The sequence below is a fragment of the Streptomyces sp. NPDC047061 genome, from assembly GCF_040643955.1.
Lineage (GTDB): Bacteria > Actinomycetota > Actinomycetes > Streptomycetales > Streptomycetaceae > Streptomyces.
The window spans coordinates 152627-173976 of sequence record NZ_JBEYVI010000002.1 but is presented as its reverse complement, the minus strand read 5'-3'; the positions used below and the strand labels follow the sequence as shown (position 1 = coordinate 173976).

Below are 21350 nucleotides of genomic sequence, written 5' to 3'. Positions count from 1 at the left end.
GCGACCGGAGTTCTACGCCGTGTACGCCCCCACCAGCAGTCCCGCGAACGCGCCGGCGATCAGGAACGGCCCGAACGCGATCGCCGTCTTGCGCCCCGCCCGCCGTACGACGACGAGCGCGCCGCCGTACAGGGCGCCGAACAGGAAGCCGGCGAAGGTGCCGAGCAGCACGGTGGGCCAGCCGTACCAGCCGAGGGCGGCGCCCGCGCCGAGCGCGAGCTTGACGTCGCCGAAGCCCATGCCGCCGGGATTGATGAGGAAGAGGACGAAGTAGGCGCCGCCCAGGGCGAGGGCCGCGTAGAGGGAGGTCAGCCAGTCGCCGGCGTGCTCGGGGAGCAGGGCGGTCACGCCGAGGAGGGCGAGGGCCGCGGCGGCGAAGGGGAGGGTGAGGGGGTCGGGGAGGCGCTGGACGCGGAAGTCGACCACGGCGAGAAGGACGCCGACGGGGGCCAGGAGGAGCCAGACGGCGAGTTCGGGGCGGGTGCCGGTGGCGAGGGCGAGGGCTGCGCAGAGCACCGCGGTGGCGGCGGCGAGGGCGAGGGGGGCGGGTGCGGGTGCGTGGGTGGTTGCGGTTTTGGTGTTCCCACCCGCACCACCCGTGACAGTTTCGTCGTCGGGTGCGGGTGGCCCCTGTGGGGCGTTCTCGCCGTCGGCGGCCGCGGATCCGTGGGCCGTGGGTTCGGCGGCGGTCGTCACGCAGGCGCCGCAGGGCACGCGGCCCAGCCAGCCCTTTACGGGGTGGCCCGCCGGGCACGTCCTCCGCCAGTCCTCCCCCGCCGGGGCCGAGAAGCGGTATGCGGCGCGGGGCAGCAGGGAACCGGCCGCTGCGCCCCAGAGGGCTGCGGCGGCCGGGACGGCGAGGTCCAGGGCGGTCGTCATCCCGTCGCAGCGGCGCCGTCGCGCCAGGTCGGGAGGAGTTCGTCGAGGAGGGCCTCGGTACGCGGGGGCAGGCCGCGCGCACCGCTGCGGGTGACGAGGTCGGCGGCGAGGGCGCGCAGCCGGTCCGGGTCGCCGGTGGCGTGCGTGGCGCGCAGCAGCTCGTTCCAGAGGCGCTCGTCCGCCGGAGCGGTCCTCAGCGCCGCGCCGAGCGCCTCGATCGCCTTCTCCGCGCGGTCCTTCTCCAGGTGGAACGCGGACAGCGCGAGGCCGATGTCGGCGACGAGGAGCGGCAGCTGGGCGTCGACGATCTCGTGGGTGAGCCAGCGGTAGCGGCCCTCCGCGCGGTCGGCGAGCAGCGGGCCGCGCACCAGGACGAGCGCGTCGGTGAGGAGGCGGCCGCGGACCGCCCGGCTGTCTACGCCCTTGCCCTGGGTGGCCTCGTAGTAGAGGGAGCGCAGGACGTCCAGGTCGGAGACGACCGACTTGGCGAGCGTGAGGCGGCCGGCCGCGTCGGCGCGCAGCCGGGGGCTGCCGTCGGGGTCGGTGCCGAGCCAGCCGCGCAGCCGCTCCAGGAGGGCGTCGCGGACGTCCTCCGTCACGCCCCGCGGCCACAGCGCGGACGACAGCACGCGCGGGTGCACGCCCTCGCGGTGCAGGAGGAGAAGGGCGAGGGCCTCGTGGAGGAGGGGGCTGCGCTCGCCGTCGGGGGTGTCCAGACCCATGATCTCGTACGGCCCGACGAGCCGCGCGTACACCGCGGGACGGCCCTGTTCGCTGATGTCGACGAGGAACGGCGGGGTGGTGGTGGGCCCGTCCGGGTCGTGCTCGGGGTCGGCCTCCACGAAGAGTTCGACGACCGCACGCTGCTGGACGGCGGGCAGCAGCTGGGCCTGGAGTTCGAGGCCGAGGAGCGGGGCGAGGAGCCTGCCGTCCGGGGTGATCTCCATCGCCCAGGCGGCGCCGGGCAGGTCGTCGCTCTCGGTGCCGACCAGGTAGCCGATGCCCAGCCGGCTCGCGTCGGCGGCGAGTTCGGCCAGGCGCACCGCGTCCTCGGCGGACGGCTGGGTGGCCAGCAGCACGAGGTTCGGGGCCCAGCGGGTGTGCTGGGCGGGCCCGGTCCGGCCGGTGAGGACCGAGTGGTGGTCGGCGGCGCCCAGCGCGCCGCGCCGCTGCCGGGTCTCGGCCTCCATCGTCTCGAACAGCGCCTCCACGTCGTCGAGATGGCGCAGCCGGTTGGGGGCGAGCGGGGTGAGGTCCGCGCCGAAGCCGACGAGGGTGATGGTCATGCGGTCCGACCAGCCGTTGGTGGCGAGTTCGGCGGCGACGGAGGCGAACAGGGCGGCCCGGTCGGCCTCGCGACCGCTCAGCGAGACGATGCCGGGCACGGCCTCCAGGTTGAGCAGCAGCCGCGAGTCGTCCATGGTGCCGAGGCTGACCAGACCCGGGTACGGGGCGGCCGCGTCGGTGTCCTCGTAGCGCTCGGCGTCCGCGCGGGTCAGCGTCCAGAACGTCTGGTCCTGGCCGAGCTGCCAGGGCGCCGGGGGCTTGCCGGCCGGCTGGGCGAGCTGCAGGTGCAGATCGCCGTGGCTGAGCCAGGCCGCGTAGACGACGGGCAGGGAGCGGGACTCGGCGGTGAGGGCGGCGGCGAGTCCGCGCAGCGACCGGTCGAGCAGTCGTACGCCCTCCGGGTCGGCGCCGACCAGCAGCGCGTCCTGCACATCCTGGGCGTCCCCGGTCGGGATCGGCGGCTCCATGCCGCGGCGGCCGCCGACGGCACCGAGCGCCGACTGCCACAGGGCCTGGCGGCGCCGGCGGCCGAGGGCGGCGAGCAGGCCGGCGGCGAGGAGGGGAGCGCCGAGCAGGGCCTCCGGGAGGCCGAAGGAGGAGTGCCCGGAGCTCTCCTGGGCGTGCGCGGCGGGGGTGCCGGTGTTGCCGCCGGTCTGGCGCTGGCTCGGCACGGTGATCTGGGCGGTGGCACCGTCCTCGCCCGCGTGCTGTCCGCCGCCCTGCGCCTGCTGCTCGTGCTGCTGCTGGTGCTGGTGCTGGGCGTGGTCGCCGGTCTGCGCGTAGTCGCCGATCTGCTGCCGGGCCTCCGGCGAGACGTGCGCGTCGGGGTTCTCGACGAGTTCGCCGCCGTGTGCGTCGCCCGGCATCTCCATGATCCAGCCGGGGCGGATGAGGCTGGCCTCGGAGAGCCGGGAGCCGTCGGGCTGGACGCGGTCCTTGTTGAGCTCGTAGATCTCCTTGTACCGGCGGCCGTCGCCGAGGTGGCGCTGCGCTATCTCCCACAGGGAGTCGTGGTGGCGGCCCTCGGGCGGCTGGATCCGGTAGTACTTCGTCGCGCCGTGCGTGGCGGTGGAGCCGTGCTCGGCCTGGGCTGAGACATGACCGGCCTGCTCGGCGAGGGCGGCGGCGGTGCTCTTCGCCTGCTCCTGCTGCTGGGCGAGGATGCCGGGGGTGATGCCGGGGGTCGCCTGGGCGGTGGCCACCGTGCCCTTCTGGTTGCCCTCCAGGCTGTGGCCGAGCTGCGAGAGGCCCGGGGTGAAGCTGGCGGCGGTGGCGCCGACGAGCAGCAGCGCGGCGACGAGCTGCCGGGCGAGCAGCTGGCTGGGGCCGGCGCCGGGTACCCGGCCGGGCAGGCCGATGCCGGAGAGGGCGGCCTTGACCTCCACCAGCACGCAGGCCGTGAACTGGGCCCAGGCCAGCCACACGATGACCGTCAGGGTGTTCAGGAACACGTCGACGCCGATCGGCTGCGACAGCCAGTCCATGCTGGGCGCGCTGCGCGGCAGCGGCCAGCCGACCGTCACCGCGAGGGCGCCGGGGACGCCGACGACGAGGACGAGCAGCACCACGAAGGCGAGGAACGCCTTGACGACGTCCCCGAACGTACGCCGACGCAACCGCACCGGCTGCGGGGTCCGGTTCCGCGGACCCGACGGAGGGGTCCCCGCCGGCCTTCCCGTCGAGCTTGATGTGCTGCGTCGCGCCATGGCGGGTGTCCCGGGGTCGTGTGTGGAAGGAGTGGGCCGGGGGCGCACCGAGCCTGTCGAGGTCCCCCTGACGATCCTATTGACTGGGACCGACAGCGTCGAAGGGGAAGAACGGCGAACGGGCGCCTGAATCATCCCTTTTCGCGAACCGGTTCCCTATTGACCGGAGTTACCGTCACCCGACCTGCACACACCCCCTCCACGCACCCCACACAGTCGGTCAGCCGCCGACCCGCAGCGAGGACAGCAGGAAGCGGGTGAGGGCGGAGGTCGGGAAGCTGATCGCCGCCACGCCTTCCTCCGCACGGAGTTCGACGACCGTGCGGGAGTCGCCGTACGGGCGTACGTGCACGTTGCCGAGTACGGCCGGCCCCTCCAGTCCCTCCTCCAGCAGGGCCCGCGCGAAGGTCCAGGTGACCTCCTCGCCGTCCAGGGAGATCCAGGGCGGGAAGACGAAGTGCACGGCCTGCGGGTCGGCCGAGGTGTAGCGGAGGGTCGCGGGGACCGACACCTCCTGTTCGTCGGCGGTGAGCAGGCGGGCGCCGGTGGGCTGCTCGAGCGTGATGGGCACAGGTCGTCTCCGGGGTGCGGTGGTGGGCCGTCGTACAAGTGAGAGCGCCTGGCGACGGGTTCATTACGCCGGAAACGCAAGCGACTTGAGTGACATGTGTCACTTTCCGATGCGCTTGAAACTTTGCTTGAAAGTTTCGTCATCTACTCTGACAAACCTTCTCCCGCCCCACAGCCGGCAACTGGAGCGTTCCGCCATGCACGACGGTTCCTCTGCAGTGAACAGCGCCACCGCGTACACCCGGATCTACGAGGAACAGCACCCTCGTCTCGTCGCGTACGCCCGCTCCCTCACCCGGAACGCCTGGCTCGCCGAAGACCTCGTCGCCGAGGCGCACTTCAGGGTCTGGCGACGGCTGGCCGAGGGGCACGGGATCGACAACGTGTCGGCGTACCTGACGACGACCGTCCGGCATCTCGCGTACGCCGCGAACGGCGCCCCGCGCGAGACGCCCCGCGACCCGCACGACGACGAGCAGGCCGAGCCCGGCCGCCACGGCGACGACCCGGCCGAGCAGGTGTCCTCCGTCGACCTGCTCGTGCGCGTCCTGGCCCAGTTGCCCGAACGCTGGGTCAAGGCCCTCTGGCTGGCCGAGGCGGAGGGCCAGCCGCTGGCGCAGATCGGGCCGCAGCTGGGCACCAAGGAGGGCGCCACCGCCGTCCTGCTGCACCGCGCCCGGGAGGGGATGCGGCAGGCCTTCCTGCGCACCCAGACCGGAGCCCCGGACGACCCCGCCTGCCAGGTCCACTGGAGCCGGATGCCCGCGTACGTGCGGGGCGCCGCGACGGAACGTCAGTCCGACCGCCTGCTCGGCCATGTGGACACCTGCGCGGACTGCCGGACCCGGCTCGCCGCGCTGATGAGCGCCAACGACCGGCTCCCCGCCCTCGTCGGCCCGGCCCTGCTGGTGTTCGCGGTGGGCGGCACGGCCGGCAAGTTCCTGCTGACCCTGACCGCGGCCGGGGCCACGGCGGGCGGTCACGCGGGCGGCGGCGCGAGCGGGCTGCTGCACGGCGTACGGCAGGTCACCGGTGTCGGCGGCACGAAGGCGCCGTTGGCGGTCGCGGCGGGTGCGGTGGCGGCCGGGGCGACGGCGTTGGTGCTGATACTCGGCCCCGGCCAGTCCGCCTCCGTCCCCGCCCAGCGGGCACCGGTCGCCGACGCGCCGGTGACGCAGATGCCGGTGGCCGAACAGCCGGCGGTCCCGGTCGACACCCCTACCGCGCAGCCGGCGGTGACACCCGGTCAGGGCGGCGGGGAGCCGGTACGGCAGCAGGCCGCCGCCGACGAGGGTGCGGGCGCGGCCGTTCCCGAGCCCGAGCCCACGACGCAGCCGCCGTCGGACAGCGGGGGCACGACGGCGGACCCCGGTGGGCAGACCCCGGGAGGCGACGGGGACGGGGACGGCGCCGGGAGCAGCACTCCGCCCGCGACCACGGAGCCGACGCCGCCCTCGCCGCCCACGGTCCCGGACCCCACGCCCCCGGCGCCGCCGGCCGAGCCGACACCGCCCGCCGATCCGACACCCCCGGCGGACCCCGCTCCCGCGGACCCGCCGCCCGTCACGGACCCCGCCCCGGCACCGGCCGACCCGGACCCGACCACCCCGCCCGACGACGACTGCCCGCCCCGGCACGGTCACGGCAACGGCAACGGCCGTACCCACGGCGACAAGGGCGACGGTGACAGCGCACCAGCCACCCCTGAGACCTGAGCGCTCCGCCGGAAGTGCCGCAATGCGCCGTCTGCCGTCTGCGGCGCCGTCGTGGCTGGTCGCGCAGTTCCCCGCGCCCCTTACGGGGCGCCTAGCCCACCTCGTTCTCCGCCGTCGCCTCGCCGTGCACCACGATCGCGCCGCCGTAGAACATGCCGGTGAAGACGGGTTCGTACGTCAGCTGGACCTCGACCTGGACCTGCTGGGCGTCGGCGGTGACGCAGTGCGTGGCCGCGATGTCGGCGGTGGACATGTCCATCTCGCGGGCGAAGGTCCTCACCCGGGCGTCGCAGTCCTGGAAGTTGATCGGCGCGTCGCCCTGGTTCTCGTACAGCTTGTCCAGGTCGATGTCCTGGGCCGCGTACCGGGCCGCCTGTTCCGCGATGTCGGCGGCCCGTTCACGCTTGGAGATGGACAGGCCACCGTCGATGACGAAGGCGGACAGGGTGAGGAAGACCAGGGCGAAGATGATGACGGCGCCTGCGCCCGAGCCCCGGTCGTCGAGACGGAGCCGGCGCGCGGTCCACCAACTGCGCAGCACCGCGAGGATCATGCCGCCCTCCGGAACGGGTCGAGGGGCGAGGAGAACGTCGAGGAGAGGGTGGTCGGGATGTCCAGGCCGAGCATGGCCAGACCCCGCACCTGGCAGCTCACCTCGACCGTGAAGATGGTGCCGGACTCGAAACCCGCGCTGGTCTGTACGACGGAGACCGGCCCCGAGCAGACGTCGGACAGGTCCGCCTCGGCGGCTTTCTGTGCCTCCGACATGGCTGTGGCGTGGTCCTTCTGGATGGACCCGGCACGGGCCGCGTCCCGCGCGGCGCCGTCGATCGCCCCGCGTCCGTCGACGAGTTGGCCGAAGGCGACCAGGACCAGGATGAACATGATCATGACCGGGGCGAGGATGACGACCTCGACGGTGGACAACCCCCGGTCGTCGTCCCGCGCTCTGTTCCGCAGGGAGAACATCTAGTTCCTGTCCTCCACGAACCGCTCCACGGGTCCCGACGACTGCGCGTGCACCGTCAGGTCCAGGCCGGGGAACACCGTCGGGACGCGGGCCGTGATCTCGACGCCGACCGTGGTCTGCTCCGGCTGGAGCATCTTCACGTCGGGCGACAGGACCAGCTGCGGCCCGAGTTGGCTGATGTAGGAGTCGACCACGTCCTGGGCCTCGCCGCGCCAGGCGCCGGGCTCCGCGTCGGCGGTGGCACGGGCCTTGCGGGCGCCGGCCTGGGCCGCCGCCTGGGCCACGTGGTCGGCGAAGAAGTACAGCGCGAACTGCACCGTCGCGAAGATCATGAAGAACAGGACGGGGGTGAGGAACACGAACTCGATCGCGGTCATGCCCGAGTCGCCGCGCGCGGCCGCCGCCCGGCGGCGCACCCAGCCGCGCAGGCCCCCGCGCGCACCCGCACCCGCGACCCCGGCCGCGGCCTCGCTCGCGGATCCGGCCACGGCCCCGGCCGCAGATCCGCCCGCAGACGTCCCCGTCATCCCCGTCACCCCCGTCGTCCCCGTCGTGGTCGCGTTCGCCCGCCGCTCAGCAGGTTCCGCTCGCGTTGGCGCCCTTGATGCAGTCGCCGACCTTCTTGGCGCCGTCGCTCAGCGCGGCGTTGATGATGGCGGCCACCACGCCGACGATCGCCACGACGACCGCGGAGATGATGACCCACTCGACGGCGGAGGCACCGCGGTCGAGTTCGCCGGAGCGGGCGCGCTGCACGCGGCCCTGGAGGAAGGTGACCAGGAAGTCCACCGCCGGGATCCCGGTGCTGAAGTTCCGTGTGTTCATGATGACTTGTCCTCTCGAAACAGCAGTTGGCGAAGGTTCACGATTCAGCTCACGTCAGGTCGCATCAGCTCACACCTGGAACACCCGCATCGCCGCCGGGAAGATCAGGAAAACCAGGAAGCCGGCGCACAGCAGCAGCTGGGCGACGAGCATCGACTGGGACTTCTCGCCCGCGCTGCCCTCGATCTCGGCGAGTTCGCGGTGGCGCATGGTCTCGGCGCGGGAGGCGAGGGACTCGCGGACCTTGGCGCCGTCGTCCGCGACCAGGGCGAGGGAGGCGGAGAGGTCCTTGAGCTCCTCCACGCCGAGTTCCTCACCGAGCGCGCCCAGCGCCTGCCACTGGCTGACGCCGGTGATCCGGGCGTCGGCGAGGGCGTTGCGGATGCGCTGGTTGGCCCAGCCGTCGGAGACCTCGGCGGCCGCCATCAGGGCCTCGGGCAGGCCGCGGCCGCCGGCGAGGCTCATCGACACCAGGTCGAGGTACGCCCCGATGACCCGCCTGAGGTCCCGGCGCTTCTCGGCCGCGTCCCGTCGTACCTCCAGGTCGGGCAGGAAGAAGAACAGGGCCGCGCAGGCCAGGGAGAGCCAGACCGGGATGACCGGGCTGTGCCCGAAGCCCATCGTGTAGACGACGGCGAACAGGAACGGACCGAAGATCAGGCCGGCCGCCGCGAGCAGCACCTTCGTCGCCAGGAACTTCTCCCAGCTGCGGTCCAGGACGGCGAGGTCGGCGCGGAGCGAGCGCTGCTCCCAGCCCTGCTCCCGGTAGAACTCGGCGACGCGGGCGCCGACTTCGGCGCGCAGGGAGCCGAGCCGGCCGGTGTCCTGCGCCGGCCGCGCCGACTCGTAGGCCGCGCCGCGCGCCCGCATCGCGTCGATCCGGGCGACCTGCGCGACGGCGCTGCGCCGGGACGGCATCAGGGCACGGATCAGGGCGTAGACGCCGAGACCCAGGATCACGCCGACGACGATCGGCATCGTGAGGTTCACCGGCGTACCCCTTCCTCGGTGGGCAACGACTGCTGACCGGGCTGCCCCGGCTGGCCGGGAGCGGTGCGGGGCGGCCGGACGAACTGCACGGAGGACTGGTCGCGGACCAGGAACCGTTCCGGGGTCTCGATGGTGGACAGCTTGCGCAGCCACCAGAAGCCGAGCGCGAACAGCCCGCAGACCAGGGCGAGGACGAGCTGGCCGACGGCGGTGCCGTACGGCGCGACGAACTCGCGGTTGAAGACGGCGAGTCCGAGCACGAACGCGACGGACACGGCGACGACGATCTGCACCGAGCGCCGCGTGGACGCCCGTTGGGCCATCACGCGCTGGCGCATGTCGACCTCCTCGCGCGCCGACTTGGCGAGGGCACCCAGCACCTGGCGCAGACCGGGGCCGCGGAGGCGGGCGTTGAGGATGAGCGCCGCGACGATGATGTCGGCCGAGGCGTCGTTGATCTCGTCGGCGAGGTGCTGGAGCGCGTCCGGCAGCGGGGTGCGGGCGCGCAGCCGGTCGACGAGGGCGTCGAGGTGCGGCCGCAGGATGGGCGCGGCGGCCCGGGCCGAGGCCGGGATGGCCTGCTCCAGGCCGACGGCGCCGGCGATCGTGTCGCGCAGCGACTCGGTCCAGGAGGCGAGGGCCTCCACGCGCTTCATCGCGGCCCGCTCCTCGGCGGCGCCGCCGAACAGCTTGTCCCAGAAGAAGACCAGGACACCGGCGGCGATGCCGGCCACCGCCCAGCGGGTCATCAGCAGCACGGCGAGCCCGATGATGGCGGCGAGCGAACCGCGCTGCCCGGCGAACCGGATGAGCTCGGCGGCCCGTTCGTTGGCCTTCTGCTTCTCGTGGTCGGGCTTGGCGGGCAGGCCGCGGATCGCCAGGATCAGCAGCGCGAGACCGCCGCCGGCGGCGACACCGCAGCCGAGCGCGTAGAGGACCTCGGTGGAGAAGAGCCCGCCCATGGAGCCCAGGGAATCCAGGTTCATGTCAGATCACCCCCAGGCCCCGTGCGGCTGGTAGCCGTAGGCCATCAGGTCCTCCAGGCAGGCTATGGGCGCATGCGGTACGACCCGGCCGTCGTGTGCCTCCGCGAACACCTCGCTGGACAGCACCCGGCCGTCGACGCCGTTGACCTCGCGGACCGAGGTGACCATGCGCTGGAGACGGCCGCCGGTCTGGTAGTTGTTGCGCCGCTGGATGAAGACGACGAAGTTCACCGCGCCCGCGATCAGCATCTGGCTGGCCTCGATGGGCAGCCGCTCGGAGGCCTGGAGCGCGTACGTCGAGATGCGGTTGAAGACCTCGCTGGAGCTGTTCGCGTGGATCGTGGACAGCGACCCGTCGTTGCCCTGCGACATCGCGTTGAGCATGGTGACGATCTCGTCGCCGAGGACCTCGCCGACGATGACCCGGGAGGGGTTCATACGCAGCGAACGGCGCACCAGCTCGGCCATGGAAATGGCGCCCTGCCCCTCGGAGTTGGGCAGCCGCTCCTCGAACGCCACCACGTTGGGGTGAAGGTCGTGGAAGGTGTCGAGCCCGAGCTCCAGCGCCCGCTCGACGGTGATGAGCCGCTCGTGCGGCGGGATCTCGTTCGCGAGGGCACGCAGCAGCGTCGTCTTGCCGGCGTTCGTCGCCCCCGCGATCATGATGTTCTTGCGGGCGCGGACCGCGCAGGCCATGAAGTGCGCGACCTCGGGCGTCACGGTGCCGTTGCCGACCAGGTCGGAGATGAACACCTTGCCCATGCGGGCGCGACGGATGGAGAGCGCGGGCCGCCGGGTGACGTCCATGACGGCGGAGAGCCGGGAGCCGTCGGGCAGACGGAGGTCGAGCTGCGGGTTGGCGGAGTCGAAGGGACGGGACGACAGACCCGAGTAGGCGCCGAGCACCTGGATCAGCTCGATGAGCTCCTCGTCCGTCTCCGCGACGGAGTCCCCGATGGCCTCCCGTCCGTCGCTGTAGCCGACGAAGACCTGGTCGCAGCCGTTGATGTCGATGTTCTCGACGTCCGGGTCGTCGAGCAGCGGCTGCAGCCGCCCCACGCCGAACAGCGCGGCATGCACGGCGGCCGCGTACTGCTCCTCGGTCTCCGCGTCCAGCGGGGTGCGCCCGGCGTTGATGTCCGCGCGGGCGTACTCCTCCAGGATCTGGGCTATGACCGCGCGGGCGTACTGCCGTTCGTCCTCGCTGGACATCGGCGTGACACCGGACGCCTGGTCCTGGCGGCGCTGCTCGGCGATCCGGTCGCCGGCGTCCTGCCGGAACCGCTTGACCAACTGGTGGTCGACAGCGGTCATCGGCCGGCCCCCGCGTGGGGCGCCTGTGCCGGTACGGTCCAGGCGGCGCCGTACTGCTGGTGAAGGTCCGCGGTGACCTTGCGGGCCGAGCGGATGAGCAGGGACTTGTCGAGGCGCCCGCGCTTGCGGCCGGCCAACTGGTCGGCGCCGGCGGGGTCGTCGGCGATGGTGCCGACCACCCGGGCGCCGGTCTGGGCGTGCACGAGCATGTCGTTGACCTGGTTGACCAGCTTGCCGGAGCTCGACGGGTCGGCGACCAGGACCACGCCGATCAGCGGGGTGGCGAGGGCGGCGGCACCGCGCGGGCCGCCGTGCAGCTTCTGCCCGAGGGCGGCGGCACGGTCCCGGACCCGGGCGAGGGCCTCCGGCTCGGTGCGGGAGACCAGCAGCACGAGCGCCGCGTGCGGGAACAGCTCGACGGCCGGGGTGTCGCCGCTGACCCGGCCGCAGTCGGCGATGACGTCGGCGGGCGCGTTCGGGGAGTCGGCGAGGGCGGCGAAGGCGTGCCCGAGGGTGGGCCAGAGCCCGGCGAGCCCGGCGGCCTGCTCGGCGATGCCCAGCCCGACGAGGACTTCCAGCCCCCCGCTCAACGGCTGGACGTGGTCCCAGAGTTGATCGGGCACGAGCCCGCGCCGGGCCGTGGCCGCTATGGACAGCATGCCGGTGTTGGGGTTCAGCGGTCCGCCGTGCGCGGCGGCACTGCGGTAGACCAGGTCGCCGCCGGCCGGGTCGGCCTCGGCGAGCAGGACCCGCCGCGGCCAGACCGCGGCCAGCGCGACGGCCGCGGTGGTGACGCCGGGGGAACCCTTGTCGGCGGCGATTGCGATGAGCGCCATGGGGTGGGGGCCGCCTTCTAGTTGCCGGTGCTGGGCACGAGGACGAGGGCGACCTCGCCGTTGGACGCGGCGTCGGCCAGCTCGGCGGCCTTGTCGCTGTCGACGGTGAGCGTGATGGCATAGCTGGTGCTGCTGACGAGTTCGCCGCTGCTCTTGCCGTCCGGCACGGCGCTGACCCTGGCGTCGCCCGCGATCAGCGCGTCGGAGCCGGAGGAGGACGAACCGCCCGAGGACGAACCGCCGGTGGCGGAGCTGCTGACGCGGTACGCGGCGACGGTGTCGCCCACCTCGATCCCGCTCGGGTACTGACCCTCCTTCAGGGCCAGGCCGACGGTGGACTTCCCGGCGGGAAGCTTGCTGCCGTCGCCGAACATCTCGCCGACGGCGACCACACCGGCCGGGATGGTGCTCACGGCCTTCAGCTTCTTCAGGCCCGCCAGCTGGGACCATCTGACGTAGTGGATGCTGGAGTCGTCGGCGACCATGACGGAGGTCACGTCGCTGTCCTGCACGGACGAGCCGGCCGGGATCTCCTGCGTGATCTTTATGACCTCGATGCGCTTGCCGGCCTGCAGCACGAGCGTCGTCGCCCCCAGGGCGCCCAGCAGGATCAGCAGCACCGCGAGCGCGGCCAGCGCGGGCTTGCGCTCGCGAGGCGCGGTGGGAAGGCGGTCACCGACCGAAGGCTGAGCCGGACCGGCCGAACGACCGGCGCCCGCCCCCGTACGCTCCTGGATCTTCACGCAACCGCTCCCCGTTACAGCCAAGAAAACTGTCTGCCGAACACTCGAACACTTTGTCAACGCCGTAAAAGCGGACACTCGACACCAACCGCCCGATCCGGCCGAATACTCGGCGGCATGGCGAGTGTCAAGCGATCGCACCGTATCAGCCGCACATAAGCCCCTCAAGGCGTGCCCGGACTCCTTGACCTCACTGAAATCGTCGTTGCGATCTGCAACGGCGTTGCCGTGTGCGGCGGTTGGGATCGGGGGGACACCAGGGGGCACCGAACTGTGCGCAGGCGAATCCAGAACACCCCGCCCGCGCCCGGCCCGCGCCCGACACCCTCACCGCGCACCCATGAGGCCTGCACGAACCGCACACGCCGGCCGGGCGGGTACCGACAGCGGTCCGAGTACGATCACCCGGCCGGGCGAAGCGTCCGCCGCAGCGAAAGAGCGCGCCGACCGCACGGGTCACGGCGAGCGGAGGAAGTCCTCTGGGAGACGGACCTGAGCACGGTCGCCACGGTCGAGCGGCGGCCGCTGCGTGACCGGTGCGGCTACGCCGTGACCCGGACGGTCCGCGCCAGTTCGTCGGTCAGTTCGCACAGGGCGTCCGTGTGGGCCAGTGCCTGCCAGGACGTCAGCAGCACGAGCCCCCACGTCTCGTCGGCCCGGATGCCGTACGCGCAGGTCTCCATCACCGTCCCCAGCCCGTCCCGGCCCACGTCCTGGACGTAGGCGTGCCGGACCCGCACCGCCGGGCCCGCGGGAAGGCTGCGGGGCTCGGCCTCGGGCGGACGGTAGGAGACGGGGGTGGGGGCGGCGAGGTAGCGCTGGAGCAGTTCCACGCTCATGGTCGGGTACGTGTCGTCGGCGACCAGCGCCGACAGCTCGATCCGGGCGAGCTCACCGAGGCGCGGCTCGGGGACGTACGACAGCGCGGTGATCGGGGCGCGCTCCCGGGAGTCGGCGGCGGCCGCGCGGAGTTCGGCGGCGAGGGCGCCGAGGAGCTTCGGGTCGGGGTCGTCCGGGCCGACGTGGCGCGCGGCCGCCTCCACGGCCCACGCGTGCAGGTCGGTCTCCGCCCCGCGCACCGGCAGGGACACGACGCCCTCGGGCACCTTCATACACACCGTGGACGCGGCGAACTCGGGCATCAGGCCATCCATTGCAGAGTGCGGGCGACGGCGTCGAAGAGCCCGACCAGGGCCTCCGCCAGCGGCTCCATCGGCGTGGAGAAGGAGAGCAACAGCCGCTGGTCGCTGTGCGGGACGGCGAGGTAGACGTCCAGGTGCGTGACGGCGAGCCTGTTGCCGTCGGGGTCGTCGGGGGCCGGCCGGCGCAGGTAGCGGTGGCGTACGGCGGGGCCGGCGGGGAGGTCGACGAGGGTGACGTCCTCTGCTTCTGCGGTCGCGCGCAGGGCGAGGGACCGGGCGATGTCGCCGAGGTCGCCGGCCTCGGTGCCGGGGGCCGGCCGGAGCAGGGTGACGACCAGGCCGGCGGAGACCGGGACCTGGCCGAGGACCTGGTTCATGACGTACATCTCGACACCGCCGCCCGCGTGCGCCGCCTCGGCCTGCTCCCGCATCCGGCCGGCGAGCGCGGCCTCGAGCTGTGGACCGGCCTTCGTACGCCGTAGACCGCGCTTGACCACCTTGTCGATACGGTGCGCCCACTTCTCGGGATCGAGCACGATCCGCTCCCAGCCCTCGGGAACGGCGAGGCGGTAGTCGGAGGGTGGTGCCGTGGCCGTACCAGCCGTACCAGCCGTCGTCCCGCCGCTCATACCGCCGTCCCGATCGCCCGGTCGTACCGAGTGCGCCGTCCCATGACCACGGCCGTCACCGGTGCCAGCACCAGCACCACGGCGGCGCCGAGGCAGAGGTAGCCCTCAGGGACGCCGCCGATGTCGGGCTTGGTGCCGAGGGAGGGCTTGTAGTGACCGGCCGGGTCGACGACGGCCGTGGTCGTCTGCCCGACCCGGTCGGCGCAGTTCTCCTTGTTGTCGATCACCTCGTGGACGGACCCGTCCCGCAGCCGGACCCTGCAGTACGTCTCACGGGTCCCGTGCGTCCACTGATGGGTCGGGGCGGCGATGGTGACCGTCTGCTCCTCCCCGCGCAGCTGCAGGTACCAGGCGTTGGCGAAGTACGAGCCCACCAGGACCAGGACGAGATAGGCGCCCGCGGTGACATACCGGGCGACGGGGGCCCCTCGGGAATCACGGGTCTTGAAGGCCACCCACAACACCGGCAGCCCGAGCAGCAGGCCGACGAACGCCGCCGCCTTGCCGATGAACAGGCTGGAGAGCAGGCAGACGACGACCGATACGGCGGCCACCAGGAGCAGCCGGGCCCACGGCCAGACCGGCGTTCCGCCGCCGTACCCGGTCCACCCGGCCCGCGCCGGCCGAGGGGTGGTGGTGGCCTCGGAGAACTCGGCGAGGATGGTGCGTACCCGCCGCATGCCGTCCGGGCCGGCCGCGATGCGGCGCAACTCCGGCAGCCCCATGCCCACTTCTTCCAGCGACCGCTGCCATTTCTCCGGCAGTTCCGCGAACAGCTCGTCGACGGACCGCTCGTCCTCACTCGCCACGTGATCCTTGCTCTTTCCGCTCTGGGTTCCCGACAGCCGACCCCGGGTCAGCCGCTGGTGCTCCAGTGCCAGTTGTAGAACGGTGTTCCGCCGGCCCCGATGCCCGGGATCTCCTTCACTCCCTGGAGGACGTTCGGCCCGGTGACCCACGGCTCGCCGGAGTGCGTGTGCGCCAGGTTCGACCAGCCGGCCAGGAGCGGCAGCACCTGGCTGCCGTAGTACAAGGCCTTGGCCTGACCCGCCATGGTCTTGAACGAGGAGTCCGCGATCTCCGACAGCTCGGGCGCCGATTCCGCGAAGGCCTTGGCCGCCCGGTGCACTTCGGGGGCATCGCGGATGTCGGTCGCGAACGCCTTGAGGTTGAGCGACTCCTTGACCACCGAGCGCATCCGCGGCAGCAGTTTCGCGGGCCCTTCGGACAGCGCCTTGCCGATCTCTCCGGGCTTGACCCCGTTGAGCGTCTCGGCGAGTTCACGGGCCGCCGTCGGGTTCAGCCCGATCTCCCGGGCCAGCTGGAGGTCCTTGACCGCGGAGGCGCCCCGGGCGGCCATGGCCGCCTCCTTGGCCGTCGTCCCGAGGATCCGCCCGGCGCCGAAGGACAGCACGCCGACGGCGTCGATGGCGACGTCCAGCCAGGTGCCCTTGCCGTCCAGCGCCGAGACGGTGTCGCAGACCAGGGCGACGACCGAGGCGATGAGCGCCAGCGCCGCGAGCACCTCACCGAGCACCGGCACCCAGCTGAGCACGAGCGCCAGCACGCCCAGCACAGCCGCGGCCACCCCCGCCCAGTGCCCGATGTCGGCGACCCAGTCCTTCCAGTTGTCCCACCAGTGGTGCTGGGGATCCTTCAGTCCGTCGTGCTCGATGGCGTCCCGGATCGCCTTGGCGGCGTACCCGGCCTGGGTGTCCCGGTAGTCGAGCGCGGCCCGGAGCTCCCGCTTCGCGGCGTCGAGCTCCCCGTCCGAGGCCTCTTTCTGCCGTTTCAGCTTCTGCTTGTCCGGGTGGTTGTCGTCCGCGGACGGATGCTGATCGATCTGCTTCTGGTAGTTACTGCTGTCGGCGTCGGCCGCCGCGGCCTTCTTCAGGGCGGAACGCACGCGATTCTGCGCGTGGTTGAGAGCGGTGGCCCAGTTCTCCCGGACGGTGTCGGCGACGGGCTCGTACGGTACGGAGGAACCGAGCGCCGCCCCCGCCGCCGCGTACCGCTGATGCGACTGGCTGAGCAGCTTGACGGTGTCGCCGGTCTTCGTGGCGAACGCCTTCCCGGCGTCCGAGTCCCACCCGTTCCCGTCGACGAGGTTGTTCAGCTTCCCGGCCTGCTCCTCTATGAGCCTGGCCGTGTCGGAGATCCGCTTCCCGAGCCGGGCGACCTCGTACGGGTCCCCCGGCGTGAACTCCCTGTCGTCGTACCGGGCCGTCTGCCAGTCGACCCCGGAGAAGCCGTGATCGCTCACTTCTCCCCCGGCTGTGCCTTGACCAGCGCGTCGGCAAGATGCTGATCGACCCCGTCGTAGGCCTTCGCCGCCTCACCCGCGGTCTTCCCGAGGAACTCCAGCCCGTCACAGAGCTGCTTGCGCTTCTTCTTCCAGTCGTCCGCGAAGTCGCCGAGGGCATCGGCCACATCACCGGACCCGATCTCGGACCCGTACGAGTCGACGAGATCCTTCGCATGCTCGAAGGTGGACTTCAACTTCGCGACAGACCTGCTGATCTCCCGCAGCTCGCTCGTGGACACCCTGACGTGATCCGCCACCACTACCCCCGTGAACACCTGCCTGCTCGGCCGCCCCGCGAGACGCAGAGGACCAGGGTCACTGTGTGTCGAGGGTTTTCGGGGCTACAACCAACGGAGCGCAAAGGGAACCCAAAGGAGAGGGCGACCGCCGAGCGGACCGCACCGCCCCCACCCACCATCCACGCAACCTCCACAACCGACCCGGCCGGACACCACACCACGCACGTCCTCGCCCCCAGCTTCCTGACGAGCACGACGAGGACCACGGCGTGGACGATCCACAGAGGCACGAGGAGCACGGAGCCGAAGTCGCCCGCCAGGACGAACAGGCCCGCGATGGCCGCGAGCACGTAGCCCCCGATGACGACCGCGAGCACGACGGGATGCCGCACCCGCCTCCCGCGAGCCTCGTCGATCCCGGTGTCGCCACCGTTCATGTCCGCCTCTCCGTATGCCGCTGAACATGTCGAGGTACGCCGCCCAGTGGACTGGGTCGCTGTCCTGCCTACGAGGACACGGTCCGGATACACAGGTGGGTGGTTGGCGCATCTTTAGCCGGGTTTTCCCTCATGCCTCACAGGTTCGCGCTGGCGAAACCGCGAACCCCGCCGATAGCGTCTGCCTCCTCGACGACCTTCATTCTCACGGGGAGACCACAGTGAAGCGCCGCACATTGCCCGTTGCCGCCGCGCTGGCCACGACCGCAACCCTGCTACTGACGGCCTGTGGTGGCGGGGACGACAATTCCAAGAGCAACGAGAAGATCGCGGGTGCTGACACCGACGGCACCAAGACGTCGGCGTCGCCGAGCGCATCGGACGCCGCTACGGACATCGACCGTCCGGCGATGACGTTCCCCTCGGACTTCGAGATGGCGTTCGACATCACCAAGCCGTCCGATGCCAAGGAGGCAGCGGCTCTGGGGGACGCAGAGAACTTCGTCCGGGCCCTCAACTACGGCATCATCCGGCAGGACCCGGAGGACGCGGCGTACAAGTTCTACTCCACGGCCGGCGACACCGCTCAGGCCTACGCCAAGAAGCAGATCAAGCAGTACGTCGACGGCGGCTGGACCGTCACCGGGGTCCAGCGTTACTCGCAGGGCAAGGTCGACCTGGCCGCCGACGGCAAGCGCGCGTCCGTCTCCTTCTGTGACGACGACTCGAAGTTCTACGGCAAGGAAGTCAAGTCCAAGAAGATCCTCAAGACCAGTCCCAGCGACAAGGACTACTACTACTTCGAGATCGTCATGACGGCGTCCCAGGAGGTCAAGGGCCTGTGGATCGCGGAGGACATCGAAGTGCAGACGGAGGCCACGCAGTGCAAGGCGTGAAGCGTCACACGATCGGTGTCGCCGGGTTGACCGCTGCCTTGCTTCTCGCCCCGGCGCACAGCGCCTTCGCCGGCGGCCCTGTCGACAAGGGCACGACCGACACCAAGAAGGACACCGGTCTCAAGAACGACACCCTGTACGCGGCGGTCTCCTACGACACCTCGAAGAACGGCTCCGGCTCGTCCGTGGGCCACGTCTCGGCCACAGGAACCACCTGGACGCCTCCGGCCTGCTGGCTTGCACCCAGGTGGACGGCAAAGCAGTTCGCCAAGGAGACGGAGTCCGAGTACAAGGACGTCACGACCGACCCCAACCAGCCCAACTACGCGAAGAACGCCACATCCCAGTTCCGGGACATGTACAAGGACGGCGAGTACAAGAACTACAACCTCGACAAGCAGGACGACGGCATGTGGTGGGGGGCGGTCGAGAATCCGAACGCGCCCATCCTCGAGAGAACGGCCTGCAATTCGACGCTGCCGTTCTGGGTTGAGAACGGCGAAACGCCCAAGGTCAAGAACGCCATCTCCCCAGAGATCCTGGCGGGGCTCGCCTATGAACAGATCAAGGTTCCGGGCACCGAGGTGACGCTTGCTCCGAGCGGCACCACCAAGGTCAACCTGGCAACCTGGGCATGGCTGGACAAGGGAGACTTCAAACCTGTCTCCGTCACGGCGTCGATCACCGCGCCCGGCCTGAACCTGCAGGCCACCACCGTGGCCAAGCCCGTCTCGCTGAAGCTTCAGCCCGGAACCGAAGACGCCGAGACCTATCCCGCCTCCGGCGAGTGCGCGATCAACGACGACGATTCGATCGGTGAGCCGTACGAGACGGGGAAGGCCGGCAAGACGCCGCCCTGCGGCATCAAGTACCTGCGGTCGTCGGCCGGCGGCACGTACAAACTCCAGGCCACGGTCACCTGGGAGATCACCTGGACCGGAACCGGAGGCACCAGCGGTGACCTGCCTGACGGGACCTTCGGCAACGACCAGGACGTCAGGGTTCAGGAAGCCCAAGCAGTCAATCGCTGATAGGAATCGTCCGCGTGCATGGGCGGGATGAGCCTGGCCGCGAACGTACAGAGCCGCCTCGGTATCCCCGCCGAGTGCGCCGCCTGGTGCATCCCCACGCCTCCGAGAGACGTTCACCGGGCGGCCGACGGCGGCCCCCTCGGGCCCTCGCTCATCAGGCCGCTGGGTGCGCTCGGCATGGTCCTTGCAGGGGAGGCCAAGGAAGGCAAAACTTCCGTCCGCGCCCAACGCCTCGCCCAAGTATTCGACGGCGACTTGAACAGGTCGGCCGGTCAAGCGCGTGTCCGTAGGGCAGGAGAGGCGGCTTCGGGTCGTCGCCGACATTCCGGCCACCGGGGCCGTCGTGGAGGATCCCCTCGTCGGGCTGCACACGAGCGACCGGCTGCGCATCCGGTTCCGGGACGGCTCCTGACTCACGGTCGTCACCGAGGAGATGCGCAGCAAGGTGCGCACGCACCTGATGAGGCAGACCAGGCCGGAAGGCTGAGCACGCCCCTGCAGGGGCACGATCAGGAAACGGACCGGCCGCGCAATATCCGGTTCACACCATATTGCCCACGTCATCAAGGGAGTTCGCGCTGGCGAATCGAGAACCCCGCAGATAGCGTTGGTGCCCTTGCCACACATCTGTCTCACGGGGGAGTCCACAGTGAGGCGCCGCACCATGCCCGTTGCCGCCGCGCTCGCCGCGACCGCAGAGTTCGCACACGCCGTAGCGGGAATCGTCGGCTCGGTGGAATTCCCTCCCTCGACGGATCCGGCTGGTCTCCCCGACTGACCGAATCGTTTACCCCCGTGGAGAGATGACGTACTGATGGACTGGTACCCCGAAGCCGACGAGGATCCGCTGATCAGGACCGCGGCCACATTCGCCACCGGCATCTCCCCCGCAGTCGCCGGATCCCGCTGGTTCCGAGATCCCGATCGCAATGACATCCAGCAGGAGTTGCAGGACTGGCCTGCGGGTCCGAGCTACGCCCTGCGTACGGCCGGAGACCGCGCCGCGCGACGCACCGGCCGCGCCTTCGCCGTCGGGATTCCACTGATCGCCAACCTCATCGCGAACATCGGCGGGGCCGCCGGCTCGCCCTTCGGTGACGTACCCGTACGCGGCAGGCCGGAGGAACCGGAGAACGAGGTCGAGGACCTTCCCGTCATGTGGGCCGCGCCCGGCACTCTGGCGCGGACCGTGCCATGGCAACTCGATCCGGCGCGCCGCCCCAAGGGCTACGCCACCGACCTCGCCCTCACCACTCGGCGCCTGCTCTTTCTCGGCACCCGGACCGGCACACTGGACAAAGCCGACGTGCTCGCGGAGTTCCCTCGCGATTCTCTCGCCGAAGCCAGGCGTATGACATACAGCGAGGCCGAAGCAGACGTGCGGCTGAGCTTCGTGGACCAGTCCTGGATCCGGCTGTTCACCGGTAATCCCGAGAGCGCCGAGCGCCTGTGCCAGCTGATTTCCGGTGCCGTCCACACCGTCGTCGAAAGCGAGTTGTCCCCGGGCCGGCGTGCCCGGCTGACGCGATTCCTCGGCGAACTCCCCAGCCGATCGCAGCCACCGGTCATCACTCGGCTCCGGAGCGGGATCGTCATGGTGGAGGTGAGTGTGCCCTCGAAGGCGGCCAAGGACGTTCACGAGACCCACTCCATCCTCATGGGCCCCTCCGGAGAGGCGGCAGCGCCGAAGCCGGGCGATCTGTAGCGACGAACGCCTCCGAAGGCGGGACGGCAACGGCATTGGTCGCGCACGCCCCATCGTGTGGATTCATACCGCCGGTGACTGCGCCGGGCACCGCGGGATCGCCCCCTGACCACGAGGGCAGGAACGGGGGCAACTCGGCTTTAAT

General features: G+C 71.4%; 23 protein-coding genes. 5 read left to right on the top strand and 18 right to left on the bottom strand.

Translation table 11 applies throughout. The features are described from left to right. Positions 1–12: 12 nt before the first annotated feature. From ABZ887_RS04210 to ABZ887_RS04200, 3 genes are all read right to left on the bottom strand, one after another. Positions 13–879 (bottom strand): A24 family peptidase, encoded by an 867-nt coding sequence (locus ABZ887_RS04210; protein WP_361282738.1) that lies wholly within the window; start codon positions 877–879, stop codon positions 13–15. Then, positions 876–3872 (bottom strand): BTAD domain-containing putative transcriptional regulator, encoded by a 2997-nt coding sequence (locus ABZ887_RS04205; RefSeq protein WP_361282736.1) that lies wholly within the window; start codon positions 3870–3872, stop codon positions 876–878. The genes ABZ887_RS04210 and ABZ887_RS04205 overlap by 4 nt, the downstream gene beginning before the upstream one ends. 220 nt (positions 3873–4092) lie before the next feature. Further along, entirely contained in the window at positions 4093–4443 is a 351-nt protein-coding gene (locus ABZ887_RS04200) for an SsgA family sporulation/cell division regulator (RefSeq protein ID WP_361282734.1), read from the bottom strand. Between the two features lie 196 nt (positions 4444–4639). On the opposite strand from ABZ887_RS04200, the gene ABZ887_RS04195 reads away from it, so the two are divergent. Continuing rightward, positions 4640–6157 (top strand): sigma-70 family RNA polymerase sigma factor, encoded by a 1518-nt coding sequence (locus ABZ887_RS04195; protein ID WP_361282732.1) that lies wholly within the window; start codon positions 4640–4642, stop codon positions 6155–6157. 91 nt (positions 6158–6248) lie between these two features. Here ABZ887_RS04195 and ABZ887_RS04190 read toward each other — a convergent pair whose 3' ends face one another. The 15 genes from ABZ887_RS04190 to ABZ887_RS04120 all read right to left on the bottom strand — a co-directional run bounded on the left by ABZ887_RS04190 (position 6249) and on the right by ABZ887_RS04120 (position 17573). Then, complete coding sequence (locus tag ABZ887_RS04190; protein ID WP_361282730.1) at positions 6249–6710, bottom strand: pilus assembly protein TadG-related protein; 462 nt, start codon at positions 6708–6710, stop codon at positions 6249–6251. Further along, positions 6707–7126 (bottom strand): TadE/TadG family type IV pilus assembly protein, encoded by a 420-nt coding sequence (locus ABZ887_RS04185; RefSeq protein ID WP_361282728.1) that lies wholly within the window; start codon positions 7124–7126, stop codon positions 6707–6709. Before ABZ887_RS04185 ends, ABZ887_RS04190 begins: the two co-directional genes overlap by 4 nt. Continuing rightward, complete coding sequence (locus ABZ887_RS04180) at positions 7127–7504, bottom strand: TadE family protein (RefSeq protein WP_254647026.1); 378 nt, start codon at positions 7502–7504, stop codon at positions 7127–7129. 196 nt (positions 7505–7700) lie between these two features. Further along, entirely contained in the window at positions 7701–7952 is a 252-nt protein-coding gene (locus ABZ887_RS04175) for a hypothetical protein (protein ID WP_189266468.1), read from the bottom strand. A 69-nt stretch (positions 7953–8021) separates the two neighbouring features. Beyond that, complete coding sequence (locus ABZ887_RS04170; protein ID WP_361282726.1) at positions 8022–8942, bottom strand: type II secretion system F family protein; 921 nt, start codon at positions 8940–8942, stop codon at positions 8022–8024. Further along, positions 8939–9928, bottom strand: coding sequence for a type II secretion system F family protein (locus tag ABZ887_RS04165; protein ID WP_361282724.1), 990 nt, complete (start codon positions 9926–9928; stop codon positions 8939–8941). Before ABZ887_RS04165 ends, ABZ887_RS04170 begins: the two co-directional genes overlap by 4 nt. A gap of 6 nt (positions 9929–9934) precedes the next feature. Next, a complete protein-coding gene (locus ABZ887_RS04160; RefSeq protein WP_361282722.1) occupies positions 9935–11242 on the bottom strand; it encodes an ATPase, T2SS/T4P/T4SS family in 1308 nt (435 codons plus the stop codon). Then, complete coding sequence (locus tag ABZ887_RS04155) at positions 11239–12078, bottom strand: hypothetical protein (RefSeq protein WP_361282720.1); 840 nt, start codon at positions 12076–12078, stop codon at positions 11239–11241. Before ABZ887_RS04155 ends, ABZ887_RS04160 begins: the two co-directional genes overlap by 4 nt. 17 nt (positions 12079–12095) lie before the next feature. Further along, positions 12096–12821, bottom strand: a complete 726-nt coding sequence (locus tag ABZ887_RS04150; protein WP_361282718.1) for a hypothetical protein — start codon at positions 12819–12821, stop codon at positions 12096–12098. A 542-nt stretch (positions 12822–13363) separates the two neighbouring features. Next, entirely contained in the window at positions 13364–13963 is a 600-nt protein-coding gene (locus tag ABZ887_RS04145) for a hypothetical protein (protein WP_361282716.1), read from the bottom strand. Further along, a complete protein-coding gene (locus ABZ887_RS04140) occupies positions 13963–14592 on the bottom strand; it encodes a hypothetical protein (protein WP_361282714.1) in 630 nt (209 codons plus the stop codon). Before ABZ887_RS04140 ends, ABZ887_RS04145 begins: the two co-directional genes overlap by 1 nt. Next, positions 14589–15401: a hypothetical protein gene (locus tag ABZ887_RS04135; RefSeq protein ID WP_361282712.1), complete on the bottom strand. Its 813-nt coding sequence runs from the start codon at positions 15399–15401 to the stop codon at positions 14589–14591. The genes ABZ887_RS04140 and ABZ887_RS04135 overlap by 4 nt, the downstream gene beginning before the upstream one ends. A 47-nt stretch (positions 15402–15448) precedes the next feature. After that, entirely contained in the window at positions 15449–16855 is a 1407-nt protein-coding gene (locus ABZ887_RS04130; protein WP_361282710.1) for a hypothetical protein, read from the bottom strand. Then, entirely contained in the window at positions 16852–17154 is a 303-nt protein-coding gene (locus ABZ887_RS04125; protein ID WP_361282708.1) for a type VII secretion target, read from the bottom strand. The genes ABZ887_RS04130 and ABZ887_RS04125 overlap by 4 nt, the downstream gene beginning before the upstream one ends. Before the next feature lie 2 nt (positions 17155–17156). Next, a complete protein-coding gene (locus ABZ887_RS04120; RefSeq protein WP_361282706.1) occupies positions 17157–17573 on the bottom strand; it encodes a hypothetical protein in 417 nt (138 codons plus the stop codon). Positions 17574–17794: 221 nt separating this feature from the next. On the opposite strand from ABZ887_RS04120, the gene ABZ887_RS04115 reads away from it, so the two are divergent. The 4 genes from ABZ887_RS04115 (at position 17795) to ABZ887_RS04100 (ending at position 21205) form a co-directional block, all read left to right on the top strand. Then, positions 17795–18469: a hypothetical protein gene (locus tag ABZ887_RS04115; RefSeq protein ID WP_361282704.1), complete on the top strand. Its 675-nt coding sequence runs from the start codon at positions 17795–17797 to the stop codon at positions 18467–18469. Beyond that, entirely contained in the window at positions 18457–19500 is a 1044-nt protein-coding gene (locus ABZ887_RS04110; protein WP_361282702.1) for a hypothetical protein, read from the top strand. The genes ABZ887_RS04115 and ABZ887_RS04110 overlap by 13 nt, the downstream gene beginning before the upstream one ends. 280 nt (positions 19501–19780) lie before the next feature. Then, positions 19781–19912: a hypothetical protein gene (locus tag ABZ887_RS04105; RefSeq protein WP_361282700.1), complete on the top strand. Its 132-nt coding sequence runs from the start codon at positions 19781–19783 to the stop codon at positions 19910–19912. Positions 19913–20314: 402 nt separating this feature from the next. Next, positions 20315–21205 (top strand): hypothetical protein, encoded by an 891-nt coding sequence (locus ABZ887_RS04100; protein WP_361282698.1) that lies wholly within the window; start codon positions 20315–20317, stop codon positions 21203–21205. Positions 21206–21350 lie beyond the last annotated feature (145 nt).

Bases quoted from the DNA above. Each gene is read 5' to 3' on its own strand.
- ABZ887_RS04210 (WP_361282738.1), bottom strand. From the start codon at position 879: ATGACGACCGCCCTGGACCTCGCCGTCCCGGCCGCCGCAGCCCTCTGG.
- ABZ887_RS04205 (WP_361282736.1), bottom strand. From the start codon at position 3,872: ATGGCGCGACGCAGCACATCAAGCTCGACGGGAAGGCCGGCGGGGACC.
- ABZ887_RS04195 (WP_361282732.1), top strand. From the start codon at position 4,640: ATGCACGACGGTTCCTCTGCAGTGAACAGCGCCACCGCGTACACCCGG.
- ABZ887_RS04190 (WP_361282730.1), bottom strand. From the start codon at position 6,710: ATGATCCTCGCGGTGCTGCGCAGTTGGTGGACCGCGCGCCGGCTCCGT.
- ABZ887_RS04185 (WP_361282728.1), bottom strand. From the start codon at position 7,126: ATGTTCTCCCTGCGGAACAGAGCGCGGGACGACGACCGGGGGTTGTCC.
- ABZ887_RS04180 (WP_254647026.1), bottom strand. From the start codon at position 7,504: ATGACCGCGATCGAGTTCGTGTTCCTCACCCCCGTCCTGTTCTTCATG.
- ABZ887_RS04175 (WP_189266468.1), bottom strand. From the start codon at position 7,952: ATGAACACACGGAACTTCAGCACCGGGATCCCGGCGGTGGACTTCCTG.
- ABZ887_RS04165 (WP_361282724.1), bottom strand. From the start codon at position 9,928: ATGAACCTGGATTCCCTGGGCTCCATGGGCGGGCTCTTCTCCACCGAG.
- ABZ887_RS04160 (WP_361282722.1), bottom strand. From the start codon at position 11,242: ATGACCGCTGTCGACCACCAGTTGGTCAAGCGGTTCCGGCAGGACGCC.
- ABZ887_RS04155 (WP_361282720.1), bottom strand. From the start codon at position 12,078: ATGGCGCTCATCGCAATCGCCGCCGACAAGGGTTCCCCCGGCGTCACC.
- ABZ887_RS04145 (WP_361282716.1), bottom strand. From the start codon at position 13,963: ATGCCCGAGTTCGCCGCGTCCACGGTGTGTATGAAGGTGCCCGAGGGC.
- ABZ887_RS04140 (WP_361282714.1), bottom strand. From the start codon at position 14,592: ATGAGCGGCGGGACGACGGCTGGTACGGCTGGTACGGCCACGGCACCA.
- ABZ887_RS04120 (WP_361282706.1), bottom strand. From the start codon at position 17,573: ATGAACGGTGGCGACACCGGGATCGACGAGGCTCGCGGGAGGCGGGTG.
- ABZ887_RS04100 (WP_361282698.1), top strand. From the start codon at position 20,315: ATGGACTGGTACCCCGAAGCCGACGAGGATCCGCTGATCAGGACCGCG.